General features: G+C 65.8%; 14 protein-coding genes and 1 riboswitch. Of the genes, 8 read left to right on the top strand and 6 right to left on the bottom strand.

The annotated features are described in order from the left end of the window. Positions 1–4: 4 nt before the first annotated feature. Positions 5–1,309 carry an aminotransferase class I/II-fold pyridoxal phosphate-dependent enzyme gene (locus tag AAHB16_RS26450; protein WP_342052410.1) on the bottom strand — a complete coding sequence of 435 codons (1,305 nt, stop codon included), beginning with the start codon at positions 1,307–1,309 and terminating at the stop codon, positions 5–7. 217 nt (positions 1,310–1,526) lie between these two features. On the opposite strand from AAHB16_RS26450, the gene AAHB16_RS26445 reads away from it, so the two are divergent. The 3 genes from AAHB16_RS26445 to AAHB16_RS26435 are packed head-to-tail and all read left to right on the top strand — an operon-like array spanning position 1,527 to position 3,548. Next, positions 1,527–1,817: a DUF485 domain-containing protein gene (locus tag AAHB16_RS26445; RefSeq protein ID WP_150375319.1), complete on the top strand. Its 291-nt coding sequence runs from the start codon at positions 1,527–1,529 to the stop codon at positions 1,815–1,817. A gap of 10 nt (positions 1,818–1,827) precedes the next feature. Then, on the top strand, positions 1,828–2,142 hold the full coding sequence (locus tag AAHB16_RS26440; protein WP_342052437.1) for a hypothetical protein: 315 nt from the start codon (positions 1,828–1,830) through the stop codon (positions 2,140–2,142). Then, positions 2,085–3,548 carry a solute symporter family protein gene (locus AAHB16_RS26435; RefSeq protein ID WP_342052433.1) on the top strand — a complete coding sequence of 488 codons (1,464 nt, stop codon included), beginning with the start codon at positions 2,085–2,087 and terminating at the stop codon, positions 3,546–3,548. Before AAHB16_RS26440 ends, AAHB16_RS26435 begins: the two co-directional genes overlap by 58 nt. A gap of 63 nt (positions 3,549–3,611) precedes the next feature. Here the strand turns inward: AAHB16_RS26435 and AAHB16_RS26430 are convergent, their stop codons facing one another. From AAHB16_RS26430 to AAHB16_RS26410, 5 genes are all read right to left on the bottom strand, one after another. Beyond that, positions 3,612–4,346: a DJ-1/PfpI family protein gene (locus AAHB16_RS26430; RefSeq protein WP_342052409.1), complete on the bottom strand. Its 735-nt coding sequence runs from the start codon at positions 4,344–4,346 to the stop codon at positions 3,612–3,614. Positions 4,347–4,445: 99 nt separating this feature from the next. Further along, positions 4,446–5,693 (bottom strand): D-amino acid dehydrogenase, encoded by a 1,248-nt coding sequence (locus AAHB16_RS26425; protein ID WP_342052408.1) that lies wholly within the window; start codon positions 5,691–5,693, stop codon positions 4,446–4,448. A gap of 207 nt (positions 5,694–5,900) precedes the next feature. Beyond that, a riboswitch (glycine riboswitch) is annotated at positions 5,901–6,005 on the bottom strand. Between the two features lie 56 nt (positions 6,006–6,061). Continuing rightward, positions 6,062–8,371, bottom strand: coding sequence for an FdhF/YdeP family oxidoreductase (locus AAHB16_RS26420; RefSeq protein WP_342052407.1), 2,310 nt, complete (start codon positions 8,369–8,371; stop codon positions 6,062–6,064). A 345-nt stretch (positions 8,372–8,716) separates the two neighbouring features. Continuing rightward, positions 8,717–10,264 carry an aminotransferase-like domain-containing protein gene (locus tag AAHB16_RS26415; RefSeq protein ID WP_342052406.1) on the bottom strand — a complete coding sequence of 516 codons (1,548 nt, stop codon included), beginning with the start codon at positions 10,262–10,264 and terminating at the stop codon, positions 8,717–8,719. A 240-nt stretch (positions 10,265–10,504) separates the two neighbouring features. Next, positions 10,505–11,185, bottom strand: a complete 681-nt coding sequence (locus AAHB16_RS26410) for a type 1 glutamine amidotransferase domain-containing protein (protein WP_342052405.1) — start codon at positions 11,183–11,185, stop codon at positions 10,505–10,507. Positions 11,186–11,356: 171 nt separating this feature from the next. Between AAHB16_RS26410 and AAHB16_RS26405 the strand changes: the two genes are divergently transcribed. The 5 genes from AAHB16_RS26405 (at position 11,357) to AAHB16_RS26385 (ending at position 17,748) form a co-directional block, all read left to right on the top strand. Further along, positions 11,357–11,635, top strand: coding sequence for a TFIIB-type zinc ribbon-containing protein (locus tag AAHB16_RS26405; RefSeq protein ID WP_150375314.1), 279 nt, complete (start codon positions 11,357–11,359; stop codon positions 11,633–11,635). A 43-nt stretch (positions 11,636–11,678) separates the two neighbouring features. Further along, positions 11,679–12,020: a cation efflux protein, CzcI family gene (czcI, locus tag AAHB16_RS26400; RefSeq protein ID WP_342052404.1), complete on the top strand. Its 342-nt coding sequence runs from the start codon at positions 11,679–11,681 to the stop codon at positions 12,018–12,020. 82 nt (positions 12,021–12,102) lie between these two features. After that, positions 12,103–13,371 carry a TolC family protein gene (locus tag AAHB16_RS26395; protein WP_342052403.1) on the top strand — a complete coding sequence of 423 codons (1,269 nt, stop codon included), beginning with the start codon at positions 12,103–12,105 and terminating at the stop codon, positions 13,369–13,371. Positions 13,372–13,390: 19 nt separating this feature from the next. Continuing rightward, positions 13,391–14,602 (top strand): efflux RND transporter periplasmic adaptor subunit, encoded by a 1,212-nt coding sequence (locus AAHB16_RS26390; RefSeq protein WP_342052402.1) that lies wholly within the window; start codon positions 13,391–13,393, stop codon positions 14,600–14,602. 14 nt (positions 14,603–14,616) lie between these two features. Beyond that, complete coding sequence (locus tag AAHB16_RS26385; protein WP_150375310.1) at positions 14,617–17,748, top strand: CusA/CzcA family heavy metal efflux RND transporter; 3,132 nt, start codon at positions 14,617–14,619, stop codon at positions 17,746–17,748. The last annotated feature ends 62 nt before the right edge of the window (positions 17,749–17,810 follow it).

Raw genomic sequence — 17,810 nt, 5'->3', positions numbered from 1 at the left:
GTCGTCATGCCAGTTGCGGCGGCCGCACGGTCATTGCCTGGGCGAGCGCCGCGACGAATGCATCGGCGGCATCCTTGTCCAGCGCGGCCGTCGTCACGCGGAAGCCGGGCGCGGCCTCGAGCGTGAAGTCGGCGCCGGTGCGGATGCGCCAGCCGCTGCTGATGAGGCTTTGCGCGACAAGCGCTTCGTTCTCGCAAGGCACCCAGATATTGAAGCCCGCGGTGCCGACCGTTTCGATGCCGATGCCGCGCAGCGCCTTTTGCATATACGCATACCGCTCGCGATACACGGGGCCCGCCTCGCGCACGAGCGATAGCACCGCCGGTTGCTGCAGGAGGCCGCCCACGAGCCGCTGCAGCAGCGAACTGACCCATCCCATCGCATAAGCCTGCGCGCGCGCGATGCGCGCGACCGTCAGCGCATCGCCGGCCGCGACGGCCACACGCATGTCGGGCCCCAGAAACTTGGAGACCGAACGCGTCACGAGCCAATGCTCGGCGTTCGCCGAGACGAAGTTACGGTAGGGCGCGAGTTCGAGCAGGCTCGAGTGGTCGTCGTCGAGGAACAGGGTCTGCCTGGCCTTCGCGACGATGGGCGCCAATTGCTTCGCGCGCTCGGCGGAGGTACAGATGCCGGTCGGATTCTGCGCGCGCGTGCTCAGGACCACGGCCTTGCAGCCGGCCTGGATCGCGGCCTGCAACGCTTCGGGCCGCACGCCCTGCGCATCCATGGCCATCGGCACCGGCTTGAGGCCGATGGACCGCACCAGCCCGATGGTCGTGGCATAGGCGGGATCTTCGAGCGCCACCGCATCGCCGGGTGACAAGCAGTTCCGCAGTACCGTGTCCAGCACGGCCATCGTCCCGCTACCGACGAACAGCGATGCCGCAGGTACGCCATCGCCGCCGAACGATTCGCGCGCCCATTCCATCAACGGCACCGCCTCGTCCGCCTCGCCATAGAGCAGCGGATCGGTCGAGACCTTCTGCAACTGCGCGCGCACCATCAGCGCGCTGGGCAGTAATGTGCGGTCCGGGTTGCCGCCATTGGCCGCGATCACCCCGTCGTACGACGGCGTCCAGCCCGTTGCCGCGTGCGGCGCCACCGGGCCGCCGACCACCGAGCCGTTGCGCCCGGAACTGAAGATCAGCCCCGCGTTCTGGAGCATGCGGTATGCCGCGGCCACGGTGTTCTTGTTGACCTGCCACAGCTCGGCAGCCTCGCGCACGGTCGGCAAGGCATCGCCCGCGCGCAGCTCGCCGCGAACGATCCGGTCTTCCAGGCTGCTGAAAATCTCTGCTGCTTTCATCGTGAGTGGTTTGTCCCGTCAGGGACATCCAAAAAAATCATACGAAAAATTATAGCGTCTGGGACAAAACTGCACTGTCGTTGTGCACTTTCGCCGCGCCAGGACGGGACATAGGGAAATCCCTAGGCTTGCGTTTCTTCCATACCGGTTTATTGTACTAGGACAAAATAACGAGTACAAACCGTCGAGCCATCTTTTCCACTGCAAGGGGAACACCTTGAAACCCACAGACGACACCGGTATCGCCGCGTTATACGCATTCGAAGCCGAGGCGGCGCGCCACCGGCGCATGCTGACCACGCTGTTCTGCGCGTTCGCGCTCTACTACTTCGGCCTCCTGATCATGGCCGCGTACTTCCAGCCGCTGTGCGCTATCCGCGTCATCGGCCGCGTCAACGTGGGCATGCTGCTCGCGGTCTCGCAGTATCTGTTCGGCGGCATCGTCGCGTGGATCTATGTCGTGCGCATGCGGGCCACCGACGACGTCATGCATTCCCTTCCCCTCTGAGGCGACGAACGTGAAATCCCCCCTGAAACATCCACGCGCGATGTCGCGTCCGCTGGCGCTGTGCGCCGCCGCACTGGCCATTTTCGCGCCCGCCGCCCAAGCCGCGGGCGCGGGCGTGGTCGCCCCGCAGTATCGCTGGCTCGCCTTTGCCGTCTTCGCGGCGATGATCTCGCTGACATTGCTGGTCACCTACATTTCCGCGCGGCGCGGCCAGTCCGCGGCGGAGTTCTACACGGCCGGCGGCGGCATCAGCGGAATGAAGAACGGATTCGCGATCGCCGGCGACTATCTTTCCGCGGCCGCATTCCTCGGCGTGTCCGCCTGATCGCCATCTACGGGTTCGACGGCATTCTCTACCTCACCGGCTTCTTTATCGCGTTCATACCGATCCTGCTGCTCGTCGCGGAGCCGTGCCGAAACCTCGGCCGCTACACCTTCGGCGACGTGCTGGCCTCCCGCAACGGCTTTCGCGCCTCGAAGCTGGTGGCCGCGCTGTCCAGCGTGATCGTGTCCATCTTCTACCTGATTCCGCAGATCGTCGGCGGCGCGGTGCTCGTGCGCGCGCTCATCGGCATTGACTACGAGGTCTCCGTCATTGCCACCGGTTCGCTGATGATGGTCTACGTGGTGTTCGGCGGCATGCGGGCCACCACATGGGTGCAGATCATCAAGGCCGTGCTGCTGATCACGACATGCTTCGTGCTCGTGGTGCTGTCGTGGTCGCCGTTCGGCTTTTCGGTGAATGCATTGTTCGATGGCCTCGCGCACAGCCCCGACATGCAGGCGCACGTCGCGAGGCTCGCCGGTGCGGGCATGGACGTGCAGCGCTTCTTCGAACCTGGCCTGTTCCTCAAGAACCCCGTCGAGCAGATCTCGCTCGGCCTCGCGCTGATTCTCGGCACGGCCGGCATGCCCCATATCCTGATGCGTTTCTTCACGGTGCCGGATGCCCGCGCGGCGCGTTCGTCCGTGCTCTGGGGCATGCTGCTGATCGGCGGATGCCATCTGCTGATCATCGCCATCGGCTTTGCCGCGGCCTTTCACGTCGGCGCCGAGCAGATCACCGCGCTCGACAAGGGGGGCAACCTCGCCGCGCCGCTGCTCGCGCAGATGATCGCGGGCGGCGCCAATACGGCCATCGGCAGTCTGGCCATGGCCGTCGTGGCGGCGGTGGCGTTCGCGACGATCGTCGCGGTGGTGGCCGGTCTGACGCTCGCGGCATCGTCCGCGCTGGCGCACGACGTGTATGTCGGCGCCATCAAGGGCGGCACCGCCACGCCGCGCGAGCAACTGATCGCGGCCAAGTCCGCCGCGGTCGGCGTGGGCGTGCTCAGCATCTGCATCGGGCTGCTGGCCAAGGGCCAGAACGTCGCGCAGCTCGTCGGCCTCGCACTGGCCGTGGCCGCTTCGGCCAACCTGCCGGCATTGCTCCTGACGTTGTACTGGAAACGCTGCAACACCACGGGCGTCGTCTGCGGCGTGCTGGGCGGCACGCTCTGCGCGATCGGGCTCGTGCTCGTTTCGCCGATCATGCAGTACCCGAGTTTCCTTGGCCTGTCGGAGCCGTTGTTCAGCTTCCGCAATCCTGGCCTCGTCTCGATTCCGGTCGGCTTCCTGCTCGTGATCGTCGGCAGCCTCGTCAGCGCCAAACGCACCGATGCGCAGTTGTGGCAGCAGTTGCGTCTGCGGCGCTATACCGGGCGCGGGCGTGCGGAGGCGACGTCGCATTGATGTACCCGAACTGAAAAAAGGGCCGCCTTGCGAGCGGCCCTTCTTGTTTGCGCCGGGCAATAATCAGGCCGTTGCCGATGCGTCCTTGCTTGCGTCGCTGGCGACCTTGTCCTGATAGGCCTTCGCGGTGGCGAGCCGCTGCGCCGTGATCGGTGCCGCGCGTTGCGTGACCGTTTCCAGGATGGGTGCCGGCGCCGTCTTCGGCGAACCGGCATTGAACGGCGGCTTCGGGTCGTAGTTCATGTACAGCTGCAGCTCCTGCGCCACGGTCTCGCCGCGCAGCAGCGACACCATGATCAGCGACCCGTCGATGCCGGATGTCACGCCGCCCGCGCTCACATACTTGCCGTCGATCACGACGCGGTCGTCGCTGGGAATCGCGCCAAAGAACGGCAGCGTTGCCATCGCGGTCCAGTGGGTGGTCGCGCGCTTGCCTTGCAGCAGGCCCGCCGCGCCGCAAAGCAGCGCGCCGGTGCAGACGGAGTACACATAGCGCGCGCCGGCGGCCTGGCGGCGGATAAAGCCGATCACCGCCTCGTCGGCCATCAGCGCTTCCTGGCCATGGCCGCCGGGCACGAGCAGCACGTCCAGCTGCGGGGCCTCGTCGAAGGTCGTGTCGGCCACCAGTTGCATGCCGGCCATATCGCGCACGGGTTGCTTGTCCTTCCAGATGGTGAAGAAGGTCGAGTTGGGCACGCGCGCGAGCGCCTCGAACGGGCCGGTAAAGTCGCACTGGTCCATCTTCGGGAAGATGAGGCCGCCGATCTTCAGGGGAATGTCGGTGGGAATTGGGGTCATGGTGCCTCCTGTAAGCAGAAATCGATAACGTCCTAGTTCAAACAATGTTTGAACTAGGACAATCGCACGATAGGACGATCCCGGACCCCTGTCAACCACCTACGCCACGGCCAGCCGCACCGCCGTGCCCGCCGCGACGCCGGCCACCACGTCGCCGATCATGTCGGCGGTCGCCGCGGACAGCGTCCAGCCCAGATGCCCGTGGCCGGTGTTGTAGAACACGTTCGCGGCGCGGCCGCGTCCCACACGCGGCATCATGTCCGGCATCATCGGCCGCAGTCCGGCCCACGGCACCACGCTGCGCGTGCTCACGCCGGGGAAGCACTGATGGACCCAATCGACGAGCGGACGGATGCGATCCGCGCGGATATCGCGGTTGATGCCGTTGAATTCGGCCGTGCCCGCCACGCGAAACCGGTCGGCGCCCAGCCGGCTGGTCACGAGCTTGGTCTCGTCGTCGAGCAGGCTGACGGTCGGCGCAGCGGACTGGCTCGCGGCATCGTTGAGATTGACCGTGATGGAATACCCCTTCACCGGATAGATGTTCACGCGATCGCCGAGCTGGCGCGCAAAGTCGCGGCTGGCCACGCCCGCGCAGACCACCACCGCGTCGAACTCGCGCGTGGCGGGCAGTCCGTCGCACACGGACGTGACGCGGGCCGATGTCCCATCGGTGTTCACCGCCGTCACCTGCTGGTCATAGAGCGTGGTCACGCCATGCCGCGCCGCCGCGGCGGCAATCCCCGTCGTGAACTTGTGGATATCGCCAGTGGAATCGCTTTCTGTGTAATAGCCGCCGTAATACGTGCCGGCCAGCGTCGGCTCGATCGCGCGCATTTCCTCGGGCGTCACGGCGCGGCGCTCGAGCCCGCCCTCCGCCAGCATCGCCGACACGCGTCCCGCATGGTCGAAGCCAGCCTTGTTGCGGTAAATATGCAGGATGCCGCGGCGCTTCAGGTCGAAGTCGATGTTTTCGGCTTCTGCCCACGCAAACAGATGGGCGCGCGCGGCGATGGCCAGCCGGGCCGTCTCCACGGTGTTCGCGCGGTAGCGGGGCATCGATGCGATGAACTCGGCAAACCAGCTCAGCTTGTGCCACGACGGGCGCGGATTCACGAGCAGCGGCGCGTCGTTGCGCAGCATCCATTTGAGGCCCTTGAACAGCGTGGACCAGTGCGTCCAGGTTTCCGCGTTGGACGCCGATAGCTGCCCGCCATTGGCGAACGATGTCTCCATCGCCGCATAGCGGTGACGTTCGAACATCGTGACGGAGAGGCCGCGCCGGGCGAGGGCGTAAGCGGTCGTGGCGCCGGTAATGCCGCCGCCAATCACTGCAATGGTTTTCATGGAAAGGTCTTCCGGACGTCAGGGAAATGGCAGTCCGTGCGCAGGATTGCGCAATGCGGACGCCCCCTCTGTCCTTGACCTGAGAGATTCGCGGATGCGCCGCCTCCCAACGGCCGCCCAACAGGGCAGGGCGGGGCAGGGCGGGGCGCATCGCTTGCTCCTTCGGTACCGCCGGCGGACGTACGCGCCGTGGTTCTTCAGAGTGCAATGGTGACACCGGTCCGTGGTACCTGAGAGATTCCGGGGCGGTTGCTCCTTCGGCGCCGCGCCCTCGCTGCTGCGTGGGGGCGCGGACTCTCCCGATGTCGCGGGCTACTATGCCTATCAACCCGTCAGGCTGTCAAGCACCGCCGTTGCTGGCGTGTCCCTCAGGCGGCGGCCGTCAGCAACACCGGCACGGACTTCGACGTCGGCGTGCCGCAACCGTCGCCGGTGCTCTCCAGCGGCACCAGCGGGTTGGTCTCCGGATAGTAGGTGCCGATGCAGCCGGCCGGGATGTCGTAGGGCACGAGGCGGAAATCCTGGACATGCCGCGTCACGCCGTCTGCCCACACGCTCGTGATATCGACGTGCTGCCCCGCCTTGAAGCCCAGGCGATCCATATCGGACGGATTGATGAACACGACGCGGCGCAGGCCGAACACGCCGCGATAACGGTCGTTCAGGCCATAGATCGTCGTGTTGTACTGGTCGTGCGAGCGCGTGGTCATCATCACGAGCAGCTTGTCCCCGTGCTCGGCGCGCGCCTGGCGGATCGGCGTGTCCTTGACGATCGGGTGCACGAGGAACTCGGCCTTGCCCGACGGCGTATCCCAGATGCGGTCCCGCGCCGGCGGCGTCAGATGAAAGCCGCCCGGCACGGCGATGCGCGCGTTGTAGTCCTCGAAACCTGGCAGCACCTTCTCGATGGCATTGCGAATGCGCGCGTAGTCCTGTGCGTACCAGAGCCAGTCGATCTTGCGATTGCCGAGCGTCGCGGCGGCCATGTTGGCGATGATCGCGGTCTCCGACATCAGGTCCGGGGACGCGGGCTTGTTCATGCCGTACGACACGTGCACCATGCAGACCGAGTCTTCCACGGTGACGCCCTGCGGCACGCCATTCTGCATATCGATCTCCGTGCGGCCCAGCGTGGGCAGGATCAGCGCGTCGCGGCCGTGGATCAGGTGGCTGCGATTGAGCTTGGTCGCGATGTGCACGGTCAGGTCGCACTGGCGCAGCGCCTGCTGCGTGCGCGGCGTGTCCGGCGTGGCCGCCGCAAAGTTTCCGCCCAGGCCGACAAAGACCTTCACCTTGCCTTCGAGCATCGCCGAGATCGTGTTGACCACGTCATAGCCGTGCTTGCGCGGCGGCTCGAAGTTGAACGCCTTCTCCAGCCGATCGAGAAACGCCTCGGTCGGTTGCTCCTCGATGCCGACCGTGCGGTTGCCCTGCACGTTCGAGTGGCCGCGCACCGGCAGCAGGCCCGCACCCGGGCGGCCGATATTGCCGCGCATCATCATCAGGTTCGTGAGGATCTGGATCGTCGGCACCGAGTTCTTGTGCTGCGTCAGGCCCATGCCCCAGCAGGCAATCACGTTCTTGCCGCGCGCATAGACGCCGGTCAGCGCGTCGATTTCCTCGAACGTCGTGCCCGACTGCTCGACGATGTCGGCCCAGTTCTCGGCGCGCAGGTCGGCGACGAACGCATCGTAGCCATGCGTATGACGGCGCACGAAGTCCTCGTCGATCAGCGATGGCTCGCCGCGTTCGCGCGCCGCATCGTCCATTTCGATCAGGCGCTTGGCCATGCCCTTGATCAGCGCGAAATCGCCGCCGAGCTGCGGCTGCACGAACATCGACGCGATCTTCGTGCTGCTGCCCGTGATCATCTCCGAAGCATGCTGCGGGCTCGTAAAGCGTTCCATGCCGCGCTCGCGCAGCGGGTTGATCGACACGATCATCGTGCCGCGGCGCGCGCATTCGCGTAGTTCGCCGAGCATGCGCGGATGGTTGGTCGCCGCGTTATGGCCAAAGATCAGGATCGTGTCCGCATGTTCGAAGTCGTCGAGCACCACGGTCGCCTTGCCTACACCGACGGTCACGGGCATGCCGCGGCTCGTGGCCTCGTGGCACATATTCGAGCAGTCGGGAAAATTGTTGGTGCCGTAGGCACGCACGAACAACTGGTACAGGAACGCGGCTTCGTTGCTTGCGCGACCGGACGTATAGAACGCCGCCGCATCCGGCGTGTCGAGCGCGCGCAGATGGCGCGCGATCAGGGCGAACGCTTCATCCCAGTCGACCGCGACGTAGCGGTCCGCCAAGGCGTCGTAGACCATCGGATGCGTCAGGCGGCCGTGCTGCTCCAGTTCGTAATCGGTCTGCGTGAGCAGCGACGTGACGGAATGTTCCGCGAAGAATTCGGGCGTGACGCGCTTGCTGGTGGCTTCCGCCGCCACCGCCTTCACGCCGTTCTCGCAGAACTCGAAGGTCGAGCCATGTTCGCGATCGGGCCATGCGCAGCCGGGACAGTCGAAGCCGTCTGGCTGGTTCTGCCGGAACAACGTCACGTACTTGCCGCCGGCCACCTTCTCTTTCACGAGATTGATGGCCACGTACTTGAGAGCGCCCCATCCGGCTGCGGGGTGGGTGTAGGGGGCGATGTAACCGTCTTCGGGGGTCGGCTTGCTGCTCATGACTTTGTTTCCTTCAGGTCTTCAGGGGGCGTGAATCGCAGTGGTTCCAAGATTAGGTCTCGCGTCGCGATGCAAACGGATACAACCCATTCGACGATCCGGGGGCACAGTGCCGGCGCAAGCTGTATTGCATGACGTGGCGATGGACTGTGTCCCTCGGCGTAGCGCATTCGCACTACAGTGCATGCGGACGATGCTTGTATCTCGTCGCTTGCTCCTCATATAAGAGACGAGCGAGTCGTTTTTCACCTCGGCGCATTGGCTGCACTGGTGCCCGGAGTTCCGCCGGGGTGAGGCGTTTCGGCGGTTGCTGCACGCAGCGGCTCCGGGCACTTTTTTTACGGATCAATGCAGGGCTTGCGAGCGATCGGAAGTCGCCATCGATGCGGTGGCAAGCTGGCCGAGCGTCTGCATCGCGCGATCGGTTTCGCTCGTCCATTCCCCGCTGAAGTTCAGCCGCAGGAAATTGGCGAACCGATGGTCGCTGCTGAACAGGCGGCCCGGCGCGATGGAGATGCCGCACGCGAGCGCGCTGCGGTACAGGGCCAGCGTGTCGATGCCCTGCGGCAGTTCGATCCACATCAGGTATCCGCCCTCCGGCGCATGCGCGCGCGTTCCCGCGGGGAAGCAGCGACGGATCGCCGCCATCGCGATGCTGGCGTTCTGGACGATGCGCCGGCGCAACCGGCGAAGGTGATGGTCGTATCCGTCGTGCTGCAGATACTCGGCAATCGCGAGCTGCACGCTCGGCGGCGTCGTGATCGCGCTCAGGAACTTGAGCTTCTCCACCTGCTGGCGGAAGCGGCCCGGCAATGCCCAGCCGATGCGGTGGCGATGCGTGAGGCAACGCGAGAACGAGCCGCAATGCAGGACCATTCCGCGCGTGTCGTACGTCTTCAGTGACGTGGGATGGTGCGCGCCGACGTGCAGTTCGCTGTATTCGTCGTTCTCGACGATGGGAATGTCCCTGCCCGTGAGCAACTCGACGATCTCGCGCTTCTTGTCTTCGGGCATCTGGCGGCCCACGGGATTCGGGAAGTTGGCGGTGATCACGCAGGCGGCCACGGTCTGCGTATCGATGGCCTCGCGCAGCAGGGCCATGTCGATGCTGCCCGACGCATCGCTCGGAATCTCGATCGCGCGCATGCCCAGGTGGGTAATGGTCTCGAGCATGCCGTAATAGCAGGGCGACTCGACGACCACCGCATCGCCGGGACGCGCCACCGCCTGCAGGCACAGGCGCACGGCTTCCGTCGCGCCGCATGTCACGATGAACTCGTTGGGATCCGCCGGCTGGCCGCGCTCGACGTAACGGCGCGCGAGCTGGCGGATCAGTGCCGGATGCCCGGGCGGCAGTCCGTCGAGCATCGCGCTGTCGCCGCAGCGCCGCGCCTGCACGCCCACGTATTGCGCGATGCGTTGCGAGGGCAGCAGCGCGGTATCGGGATACGGGGAGCCGAGCGGCATCGCGTTGTCCTGCTGGATCGCGCGCAGCGTGCCGAGTACGAGCGAGGTGACGTCGATGTCGTCATCGACCGCGGGCGCCGATCGTGCGGCCGTGTCATGCATCGCGATCAGGCGCTCGGTCGATACCGGCGACGACGTTGCCGAGAAATCCAAACGCGGCCGCACGAAGAATCCCGACTGCGGCCGGCTTTCGATCACGCCGCGGCTTTCGAGCAGCAGATACGCGCGCACCACGGTGTTGATGCTGATGCGATGCTGCTGGCTTGCCTGCCGCACCGACGGAATGCGCTCGCCGGCGCGGAAGATGCCCTGATCGATCGACCGCTCGATGGCATCGGCAATACGGTGATAGAGCATCGACGAGATATCGGCACCAGCCTGGCTGGGCATGACGTCGTGGACGGGTTCGAGCGTGGTCGCGATCATCGGGGGACTCCGGGTGGCCGCATGCGGCGTTGGCACATGGCGACACAGTAAGGAGCCGAGCCCGACAAATTCCGCTCAGAACAATGACAGATCCGTCATTAACATTGACTTATTGAGCAGACAAAAGCGCAAAGCGCCCGATACCGGGCGCTTTTTCGTGAAAGGGCTTAGGCGAATTCGAAACCGCTAGTACCTTGGTCTCACCGACGCCTTACCTTCGTCCACGACGTCGTTCCCGTTCTATTTCCGCAGCAGCTTCAGCAACGCGCGCGCACCGTCGGCCGACGATCCCGGATTCTGGCCCGTGACCAGCAGTCCATCGGTCAGTACATGGGAGACCCAGTCCGGTCCGCTCGAATATTTGCCGCCGTTGGCCTTCAGCGCATCCTCGACGAGGAACGGCACCACGTTCGTCAGTTGCACCGCCTCTTCCTCGCTGTTGGAGAAGCCTGTGACCGACTTGCCGTTCACCAGTGGCTTGCCGTCGGGACCCTTCACATAGCGCAGCGCGCCTGGCGCGTGACAGACGAGCGCCAGCGGAATCTTTGCCGCGTAGGTGCGCTCGAGCAGGCCGATCGAATCCTGATCGTTGACGAGGTCCCACATCGGCCCGTGTCCGCCCGGATAAAACACCGCGTCGAACCTGTCGTTCGCGACGTCCTTGAGCTTGTGCGTCTGCGCGAGCTGCGCGCGTGCCTCGCTGTCGGCCTCGAAGCGCCGCGTGTCGTCGGTCTGGAACCCCGGTTCATTGCTTTTTGGGTCGAGCGGCGGCTGGCCACCTTTCGGCGAAGCAAGGACGATCTCCGCGCCGGCTTCCTTGAATACGTAGAAGGGCGCGGCCAGTTCCTCGAGCCAGAAGCCCGTCTTCTTGCCCGTATTGCCAAGCGTGTCATGCGAGGTCAGCACTATCAGGATTTTCATCTCGTCACCTCATATCGGTATGGTTCGCCGCGGTCCGGGGGGAAGGGCTCAATCGTTGTAGGCGACCCTGCGGATATGTCCATCAACATTACATTTAGGTCAGAAACGGCACGGTCATGGAGCCCGCCCATAAAATGTTCGCGTCGCAACGCTTTCGAACGGAGACGCTCCATGAAATGTCCGGTCTGCCCCGATGCCGTGCTCACGATGACGGATCGCCAGGGCATTGAAATCGATTACTGCCCGCAATGCCGCGGTGTCTGGCTCGATCGCGGGGAACTGGACAAGCTGGTCGAACGCGCGACCGATGGGAGGGCGCCGCGCGCGGCGCGCGAGCGTCACGAGTCGTCGGACTATCGTTATCCGCAACAGGGCTCGCGCGACCATGACTACGGCCATGGTGGCCACGGCAAGCGCCGCAAATCCTGGCTCGAAGAGATTTTCGATTAAGCTACCGGCTTTCCGCATTGTTCTCACCACTTTCCCCGACCCCTTGCGCCGCGTCTTTCTGATCTTCCTGCTGCTCGTCCTGCCGTTCCAGTTCGCCTGGTCTGCGGCGGTACCGTATTGCCAGCATGAACAGCAGCCCGCGCGGTCGTGGCATCTGGGGCATCACGAACACGAGCACGAAGCCAAGAAGAAGCAGGACGCGAAGACGCTCGTCGACGCCGACTGCGACTATTGCCACGTGGCGTCGACACCGCTTGCGTCCATCGCCCCGTCGGGCGTGACGCTTCACGAACGGGTGCCGGCGTCGATGCCGTCGATCGACCGCAAGATCCGCTCGCATGTGCCCGAGGCACCCGAACGTCCCAACTGGTCCCGTCTCGCCTGACCCGGCGAGACGTCTCCTGTCTATCTGATTTCCAGCCAGCCGTCCCGCCGGATTCTCCTGCTATTTATTCAGGTGCAATTCGATGCGAACCTTTTTGTTGCCGCTCGGGCTGGCGGCCGCTATCTCCAGCTCATTCGCTTTATCTTTCGCCGCGTACGCGCAGGTACTCCCTGTGGCGTCGGGGTATGCCAACGCCGTCACCGAACCCGCGGGTCCGCTGACGCTCGATGCTGCGCTCGGCTTTGCAGCAGGCGGTAACTTCACGCTGTCCGCGGCGGGCCGCGAGGTCGATGCGAGCGAAGGCGCCGTCATCCAGGCGCGCGTGATCCCGAACCCCGAGATCGCGACGCTGATGGAAGACACGCGCCGCTCGTCGCGCACGTCGACCGCGCAGATCAATATGCCGATCGAACTCGGCGGCAAGCGTTCGGCGCGCATCAGCGCCGCCGAGCGCGGGCGGGAGGCCGCGCAGGCATCGCTGGGCAGCATTCGCGCAGACCTCCGTGCGGCGGTGATCGAGCGATTTTTCTCGGTCCTGATCGCGCAGGAGCGCGTCAAGCTTGCGCAGGGCTCGCTCGAGATTGCCGCACGCGGGACGGACGTGACCGCCAAGCGCGTGGCCGCGGGCAAGATATCGCCGGTCGAGGAGACCAAGGCGCGCGTGGAGCAGGCCAACGTCGAGCTCGAACTGAACGAGGCCACGGCCGAATTGCGGAGCGCGCGGCAGGCACTGACCGCGCTGTGGGGCAACGATGCCCCGCAATTCTCGGACGCGCAGGGCGACCTCGACGCGCTGCCGTCGCGTCCCGCGCCCGATGCGCTGCGCGCCGCGCTCGACGAATCGCCGGACATCGTGGCCAGCCGCGTCGAGATCGAGCGCCGCCAGGCGCTGATCGGCGTCGAGCGCAGCCGCCAGTATCCGGACCTGACCGTCAGCATCGGCGCCAAGCGCGACAACGATGCCAATCGCAATATGGCCGTGATCGGCGTATCCATTCCGCTGCCGCTGTTCGACCGCAATCAGGGCAACCTGTACGAGGCGATCCGGCGCGCGGACAAGGCGCAGGACGAATATCTCGCCGCGCGCATCCGGCTTGGCAACGATCTGATGGTGGCGTCCAACGTGCTGTCCGTTTCGCGCGCGTCGGCGCAGACGCTGAAAGGCACCGTGCTGCCCGCGGCCGAGCAGGCCTACCGCGCCGCGACCATCGGCTTCGAGTCGGGCAAGTTCAATTACCTCGACGTGCTCGATGCCCAGCGCACGCTGTTCCAGGCGCGGATTCGCTACCTCGGCGTGCTGTCCCGCACGTACCAGTCCGCCACCACGATCGACCGCATTCTCGGCCGCTGAACGCGACCGCGCTACAGACATGAACATGACGAACAAGCAAACGAGAACGATCATCGCCATTCTTGTGGTAGGCGTACTGGCCACGGCCGCGGTGCTGCTGATCGGCCGCGGCGGCGGCGAGGATGGTCATGACGAGGACCATGCCCACGAAGCGCGCGCGCAGGCGCACGGTGAGGAGAAGCCGGCCGCGAAACCCGCTGAAGACACGGTGCGCCTGACACGCGAGCAGATCCATCAGGCCGGCATCACCGTCGCCGAGGCCAGGGCCGGCAGCGTGCAGGGCGCATTGTCGTTCCCCGGCGAAATCCGCTTCAACGAAGACCGCACCGCGCACGTCGTGCCGCGTCTGGCCGGCGTCGTGGAAGCCGTACCCGCCGACCTCGGACAGATGGTGCGCAAGGGGCAGGTGCTCGCGGTGATTGCCAGCACCGCGCTGTCCGACCAGCGTAGCGAGCTGCTGGCCGCGCAAAGGCGGCTCGAACTCGCCCGCACGACCTATACGCGCGAGAAGTCGCTATGGGAGCAGAAGATCTCCGCCGAGCAGGACTATCTGGCCGCGCGCAATGCGCTGCAGGAAGCCGAGATCGGCGTGCAGAACGCGCGGCAGAAGCTCACCGCGATCGGTGCCGACACCGGCAGTGGCGGCGCGCTCAACCGGTTCGAGTTGCGCGCGCCGTTCGACGGCATGATCGTGGAGAAGCATCTGACGCTCGGCGAGGCCGTGGCGGCCGATGCGGCCATCTTCACGATCTCCGACCTGCGTTCCGTGTGGGCGGAATTCGTCGTGGCCGCGCGCGATCTCGGCAGCGTCCGCGTGGGCGAGCGGGCCACGATCCGGTCGACGGCGTCGGACAGCAAGGCGGAGGGCACGGTGTCGTACGTGGGCGCGTTGCTCGGCGAGCAGACGCGTACCGCCAAGGCGCGCGTGACGCTGACGAATCCGGACATGGCATGGCGTCCGGGGCTGTTCGTCACGGTGAACGTGCTTGGCGCGGCCCAGCAGGTACCGGTATCGGTGGTACCCGAAGCCGTTCAGCAGGTGGAGGGTCGCACCGTGGTGTTCGTCGAGACGCCGGACGGCTTCCGCGCGCAGCCGGTCACCGTGGGCCGCACCAGCGACAGCGTGTCCGAGATCGTCTCCGGGCTCGAGCCGGGCCGCCGCTATGCCGCCGCCAACAGCTTCGTGCTGAAGGCGGAGCTCGGCAAGGCCGGCACCGAGCATAGCCACTGAAGCGGGAGGCGCGCATGTTCGAACGTCTGATTCGCTTCGCCATCGAGCAGCGATGGCTGGTCCTGCTGGCCGTGCTCGGCATGGCACTGCTCGGCGGGTACAACTACACACGGCTGCCGATCGACGCGGTGCCCGATATCACCAATGTCCAGGTGCAGATCAACACGCATGCGCCGGGGTATTCGCCGCTGGAGACCGAGCAGCGCATCACGTATCCGCTGGAGACCGTGATGGCGGGCCTGCCTGGCCTCGTGCAGACGCGCTCGCTGTCGCGTTACGGGCTGTCGCAGGTCACGGTGATCTTCAAGGACGGCACCGACATCTACTTTGCGCGGCAACTCGTCAACCAGCGTATTCAGGAGGCGCGGTCGTCGCTGCCCGACGGCATTACGCCGGCCATGGGACCTATCTCGACCGGCCTCGGCGAAATCTACCTGTGGACCGTGGAGGCGGAAGAGGGCGCGCGCAAGCCTGACGGCAGCGCGTACAACACGGCCGATCTGCGCGAGATCCAGGACTGGGTCGTGCGGCCGCAGTTGCGGAATGTGACCGGCGTGGCGGACGTCAATGCCATCGGCGGTTTCGATCGCCAGTATCTCGTCGCACCGAGTCTGGAACGCATGGCGTCGTACGGCCTGACGCTGGCCGATATCGTGGGGGCGCTCGACAAGAACAACGACAACGTGGGCGCGGGCTATATCGAGCGGCGGGGCGAGCAGTACCTCGTGCGCGTGCCGGGGCAGGTGAAGTCGATCGACGATATCGGTCAGGTCATCGTGGGCACCGCCCAGGGCCAGCCGATCCGCGTGCGCGACGTGGCGGCCGTGGAGTCCGGACGCGAACTGCGCACGGGTGCCGCCACCGAGAATGGCCGGGAGGTCGTGCTCGGTACCGTGTTCATGCTGATCGGCGAGAACAGCCGCGCCGTTTCGCAGGCCGTGGCCGCGCGCGTGGAGGCCATCAACCGCACGCTGCCGGAGGGCGTGAAGGTCGTGACCGTCTACGACCGCACGAAGCTCGTGGACAAGGCCATCGCCACGGTCAAGAAAAACCTGCTCGAGGGGGCGGTGCTCGTCATCGCGATCCTGTTCCTGTTCCTCGGCAATATCCGCGCAGCGTTGATCACGGCGCTGATCATCCCGCTCGCCATGCTGTTCACGTTCACGGGCATGGTGCAGTACCGCATCAGCGCGAACCTGATGAGCCTTGGCGCGCTCGACTTCGGCATCATCATTGACGGCGCGGTGGTCATCGTCGAGAACTGCGTACGCAGGCTCGCCCATGCGCAGGCCGCGCTGGGGCGTCCGCTGACGCGGCGGGAGCGGTTCGACGAGGTCTTTGCGGCCGCGAAGGAGGCGCGGCGCCCGCTGCTGTTCGGTCAGCTCATCATCATGATCGTGTACCTGCCCGTGTTCGCGCTGACGGGCGTCGAAGGCAAGATGTTCCATCCGATGGCGTTTACGGTGGTGATCGCGCTGATCGGCGCGATGATCCTGTCGGTCACGTTCGTGCCGGCGGCGGTGGCGCTGTTTATCGGCGAGCGTGTGGCGGAGAAGGAGAACCGCCTGATGGGCTGGGCACGTGCGCGCTATGCGCCGCTGCTCGACCGCACGCTCGTCAATACGCCCGTGGTGTTCGCGCTGGCCGCGATGATCGTGGTCGTCTGTACCGCGGTGGCGTCGCGGCTCGGCAGCGAGTTCGTGCCGAACCTCAACGAAGGCGATATCGCGATCCAGGCGCTGCGCATTCCCGGCACGAGCCTCTCGCAGTCGATAGCCATGCAGGCACAGATCGAGCGTACGCTCACGGCAAAGTTTCCGGAGATCGAACGGGTCTTCGCGCGCACCGGTACGGCGGAAATCGCGTCGGACCCGATGCCGCCCAATATCTCGGACGGCTACATCATGCTGAAGCCGCGCGACCAGTGGCCCGAGCCGCGCAAGACGCATGCGGAACTCGTCGCGGCGATCCAGCAGGAAGCCGACAAGATTCCAGGCAACCTCTACGAGTTCTCGCAGCCGATCCAGCTTCGCTTCAACGAACTGATCTCGGGCGTGCGCTCGGACGTCGCGGTCAAGATCTTCGGCGACGACAATGCGGTGCTGGAAGCGACGGCCAATCGCGTGGCCGGCGTGCTGCAGGGCATTCGCGGTGCGAACGAGGTCAAGGTGGAGCAGACGACGGGCCTCCCGATGCTGACCGTCGATATCGACCGGCAGAAGGCCGCGCGGCACGGCCTCAATATGAGCGATGTGCAGGACGCGGTGGCCATCGCGATCGGCGGGCGCGAGGCCGGCACGTTCTTCGCGGGCGACCGGCGCTTCGATATCGTGGTGCGCCTGCCCGACGCGGTGCGCGACGACGTGGCGTCCCTGCGGCGATTGCCGATACCGTTGCCGAAGGGCTCGGCCGCCGATGCGCGCACGACGTTCATCCCGCTGAGCGAGGTCGCCACGATCGAGGTGGCACCCGGTCCTAACCAGGTATCGCGCGAGGACGGCAAGCGCCGCATCGTGGTCAGCGCGAACGTGCGTGGGCGCGATATCGGCTCGTTCGTCACGGAGGCCGAGGCCGCGCTGCAGCGTCAGGTCAAGGTGCCGGCCGGCTACTGGACCGCGTGGGGCGGCACGTTCGAGCAACTGCAATCCGCTACCGCGCGCCTCAAGGTCGTGGTGCCCGTGGCGCTGCTGCTGGTGCTCGTGCTGTTGTTCGCGATGTTCGGCAACCTGCGCGACGGGCTGCTCGTCTTCACGGGCATTCCGTTTGCGCTGACCGGCGGCATCCTCGCGTTGTGGCTGCGCGGCATCCCGCTGTCGATCACGGCGGCGGTCGGCTTTATCGCGCTATGCGGGGTCGCGGTGCTCAACGGCCTGGTGATGCTGTCGTTTATCCGTACGCTGCGGGAGGCGGGGCATCCGCTCGAGGCGGCGGTCCGCGAGGGGGCGCTGACGCGGCTGCGGCCGGTGCTGATGACGGCGCTGGTCGCGTCGCTGGGCTTCGTGCCGATGGCGATTGCCACGGGCACCGGTGCGGAAGTACAACGGCCGCTTGCCACCGTGGTGATCGGCGGCATCCTGTCCTCGACCGTGCTGACGCTGCTGGTGCTGCCCGCGTTGTACCGGTGGGCGCACCGGAAAGAGGCCTGAAAGGGCGCGCCCCGCACCGTGCGGGGCGCAGTCTCTACATAAGATGTCGTATAACTAAGGCA

This window comes from Cupriavidus sp. OTU4054 (assembly GCF_038440175.1).
GTDB classification, from domain to species: domain Bacteria; phylum Pseudomonadota; class Gammaproteobacteria; order Burkholderiales; family Burkholderiaceae; genus Cupriavidus; species Cupriavidus pauculus_D.
The sequence above is the reverse complement of the archived record's forward strand: the minus strand, read 5'-3'. Positions and strand labels throughout refer to the sequence as shown.

What these genes read in the sequence shown, in the direction of transcription:
- AAHB16_RS26450 (WP_342052410.1), bottom strand. Translation starts at nt 1,309, where the DNA reads ATGAAAGCAGCAGAGATTTTCAGCAGCCTGGAAGACCGGATCGTTCGC.
- AAHB16_RS26425 (WP_342052408.1), bottom strand. Translation starts at nt 5,693, where the DNA reads ATGAAAACCATTGCAGTGATTGGCGGCGGCATTACCGGCGCCACGACC.
- AAHB16_RS26395 (WP_342052403.1), top strand. Translation starts at nt 12,103, where the DNA reads ATGCGAACCTTTTTGTTGCCGCTCGGGCTGGCGGCCGCTATCTCCAGC.
- AAHB16_RS26385 (WP_150375310.1), top strand. Translation starts at nt 14,617, where the DNA reads ATGTTCGAACGTCTGATTCGCTTCGCCATCGAGCAGCGATGGCTGGTC.
- AAHB16_RS26430 (WP_342052409.1), bottom strand. Translation starts at nt 4,346, where the DNA reads ATGACCCCAATTCCCACCGACATTCCCCTGAAGATCGGCGGCCTCATC.
- AAHB16_RS26420 (WP_342052407.1), bottom strand. Translation starts at nt 8,371, where the DNA reads ATGAGCAGCAAGCCGACCCCCGAAGACGGTTACATCGCCCCCTACACC.
- AAHB16_RS26410 (WP_342052405.1), bottom strand. Translation starts at nt 11,185, where the DNA reads ATGAAAATCCTGATAGTGCTGACCTCGCATGACACGCTTGGCAATACG.
- AAHB16_RS26415 (WP_342052406.1), bottom strand. Translation starts at nt 10,264, where the DNA reads ATGATCGCGACCACGCTCGAACCCGTCCACGACGTCATGCCCAGCCAG.
- AAHB16_RS26405 (WP_150375314.1), top strand. Translation starts at nt 11,357, where the DNA reads ATGAAATGTCCGGTCTGCCCCGATGCCGTGCTCACGATGACGGATCGC.
- AAHB16_RS26390 (WP_342052402.1), top strand. Translation starts at nt 13,391, where the DNA reads ATGAACATGACGAACAAGCAAACGAGAACGATCATCGCCATTCTTGTG.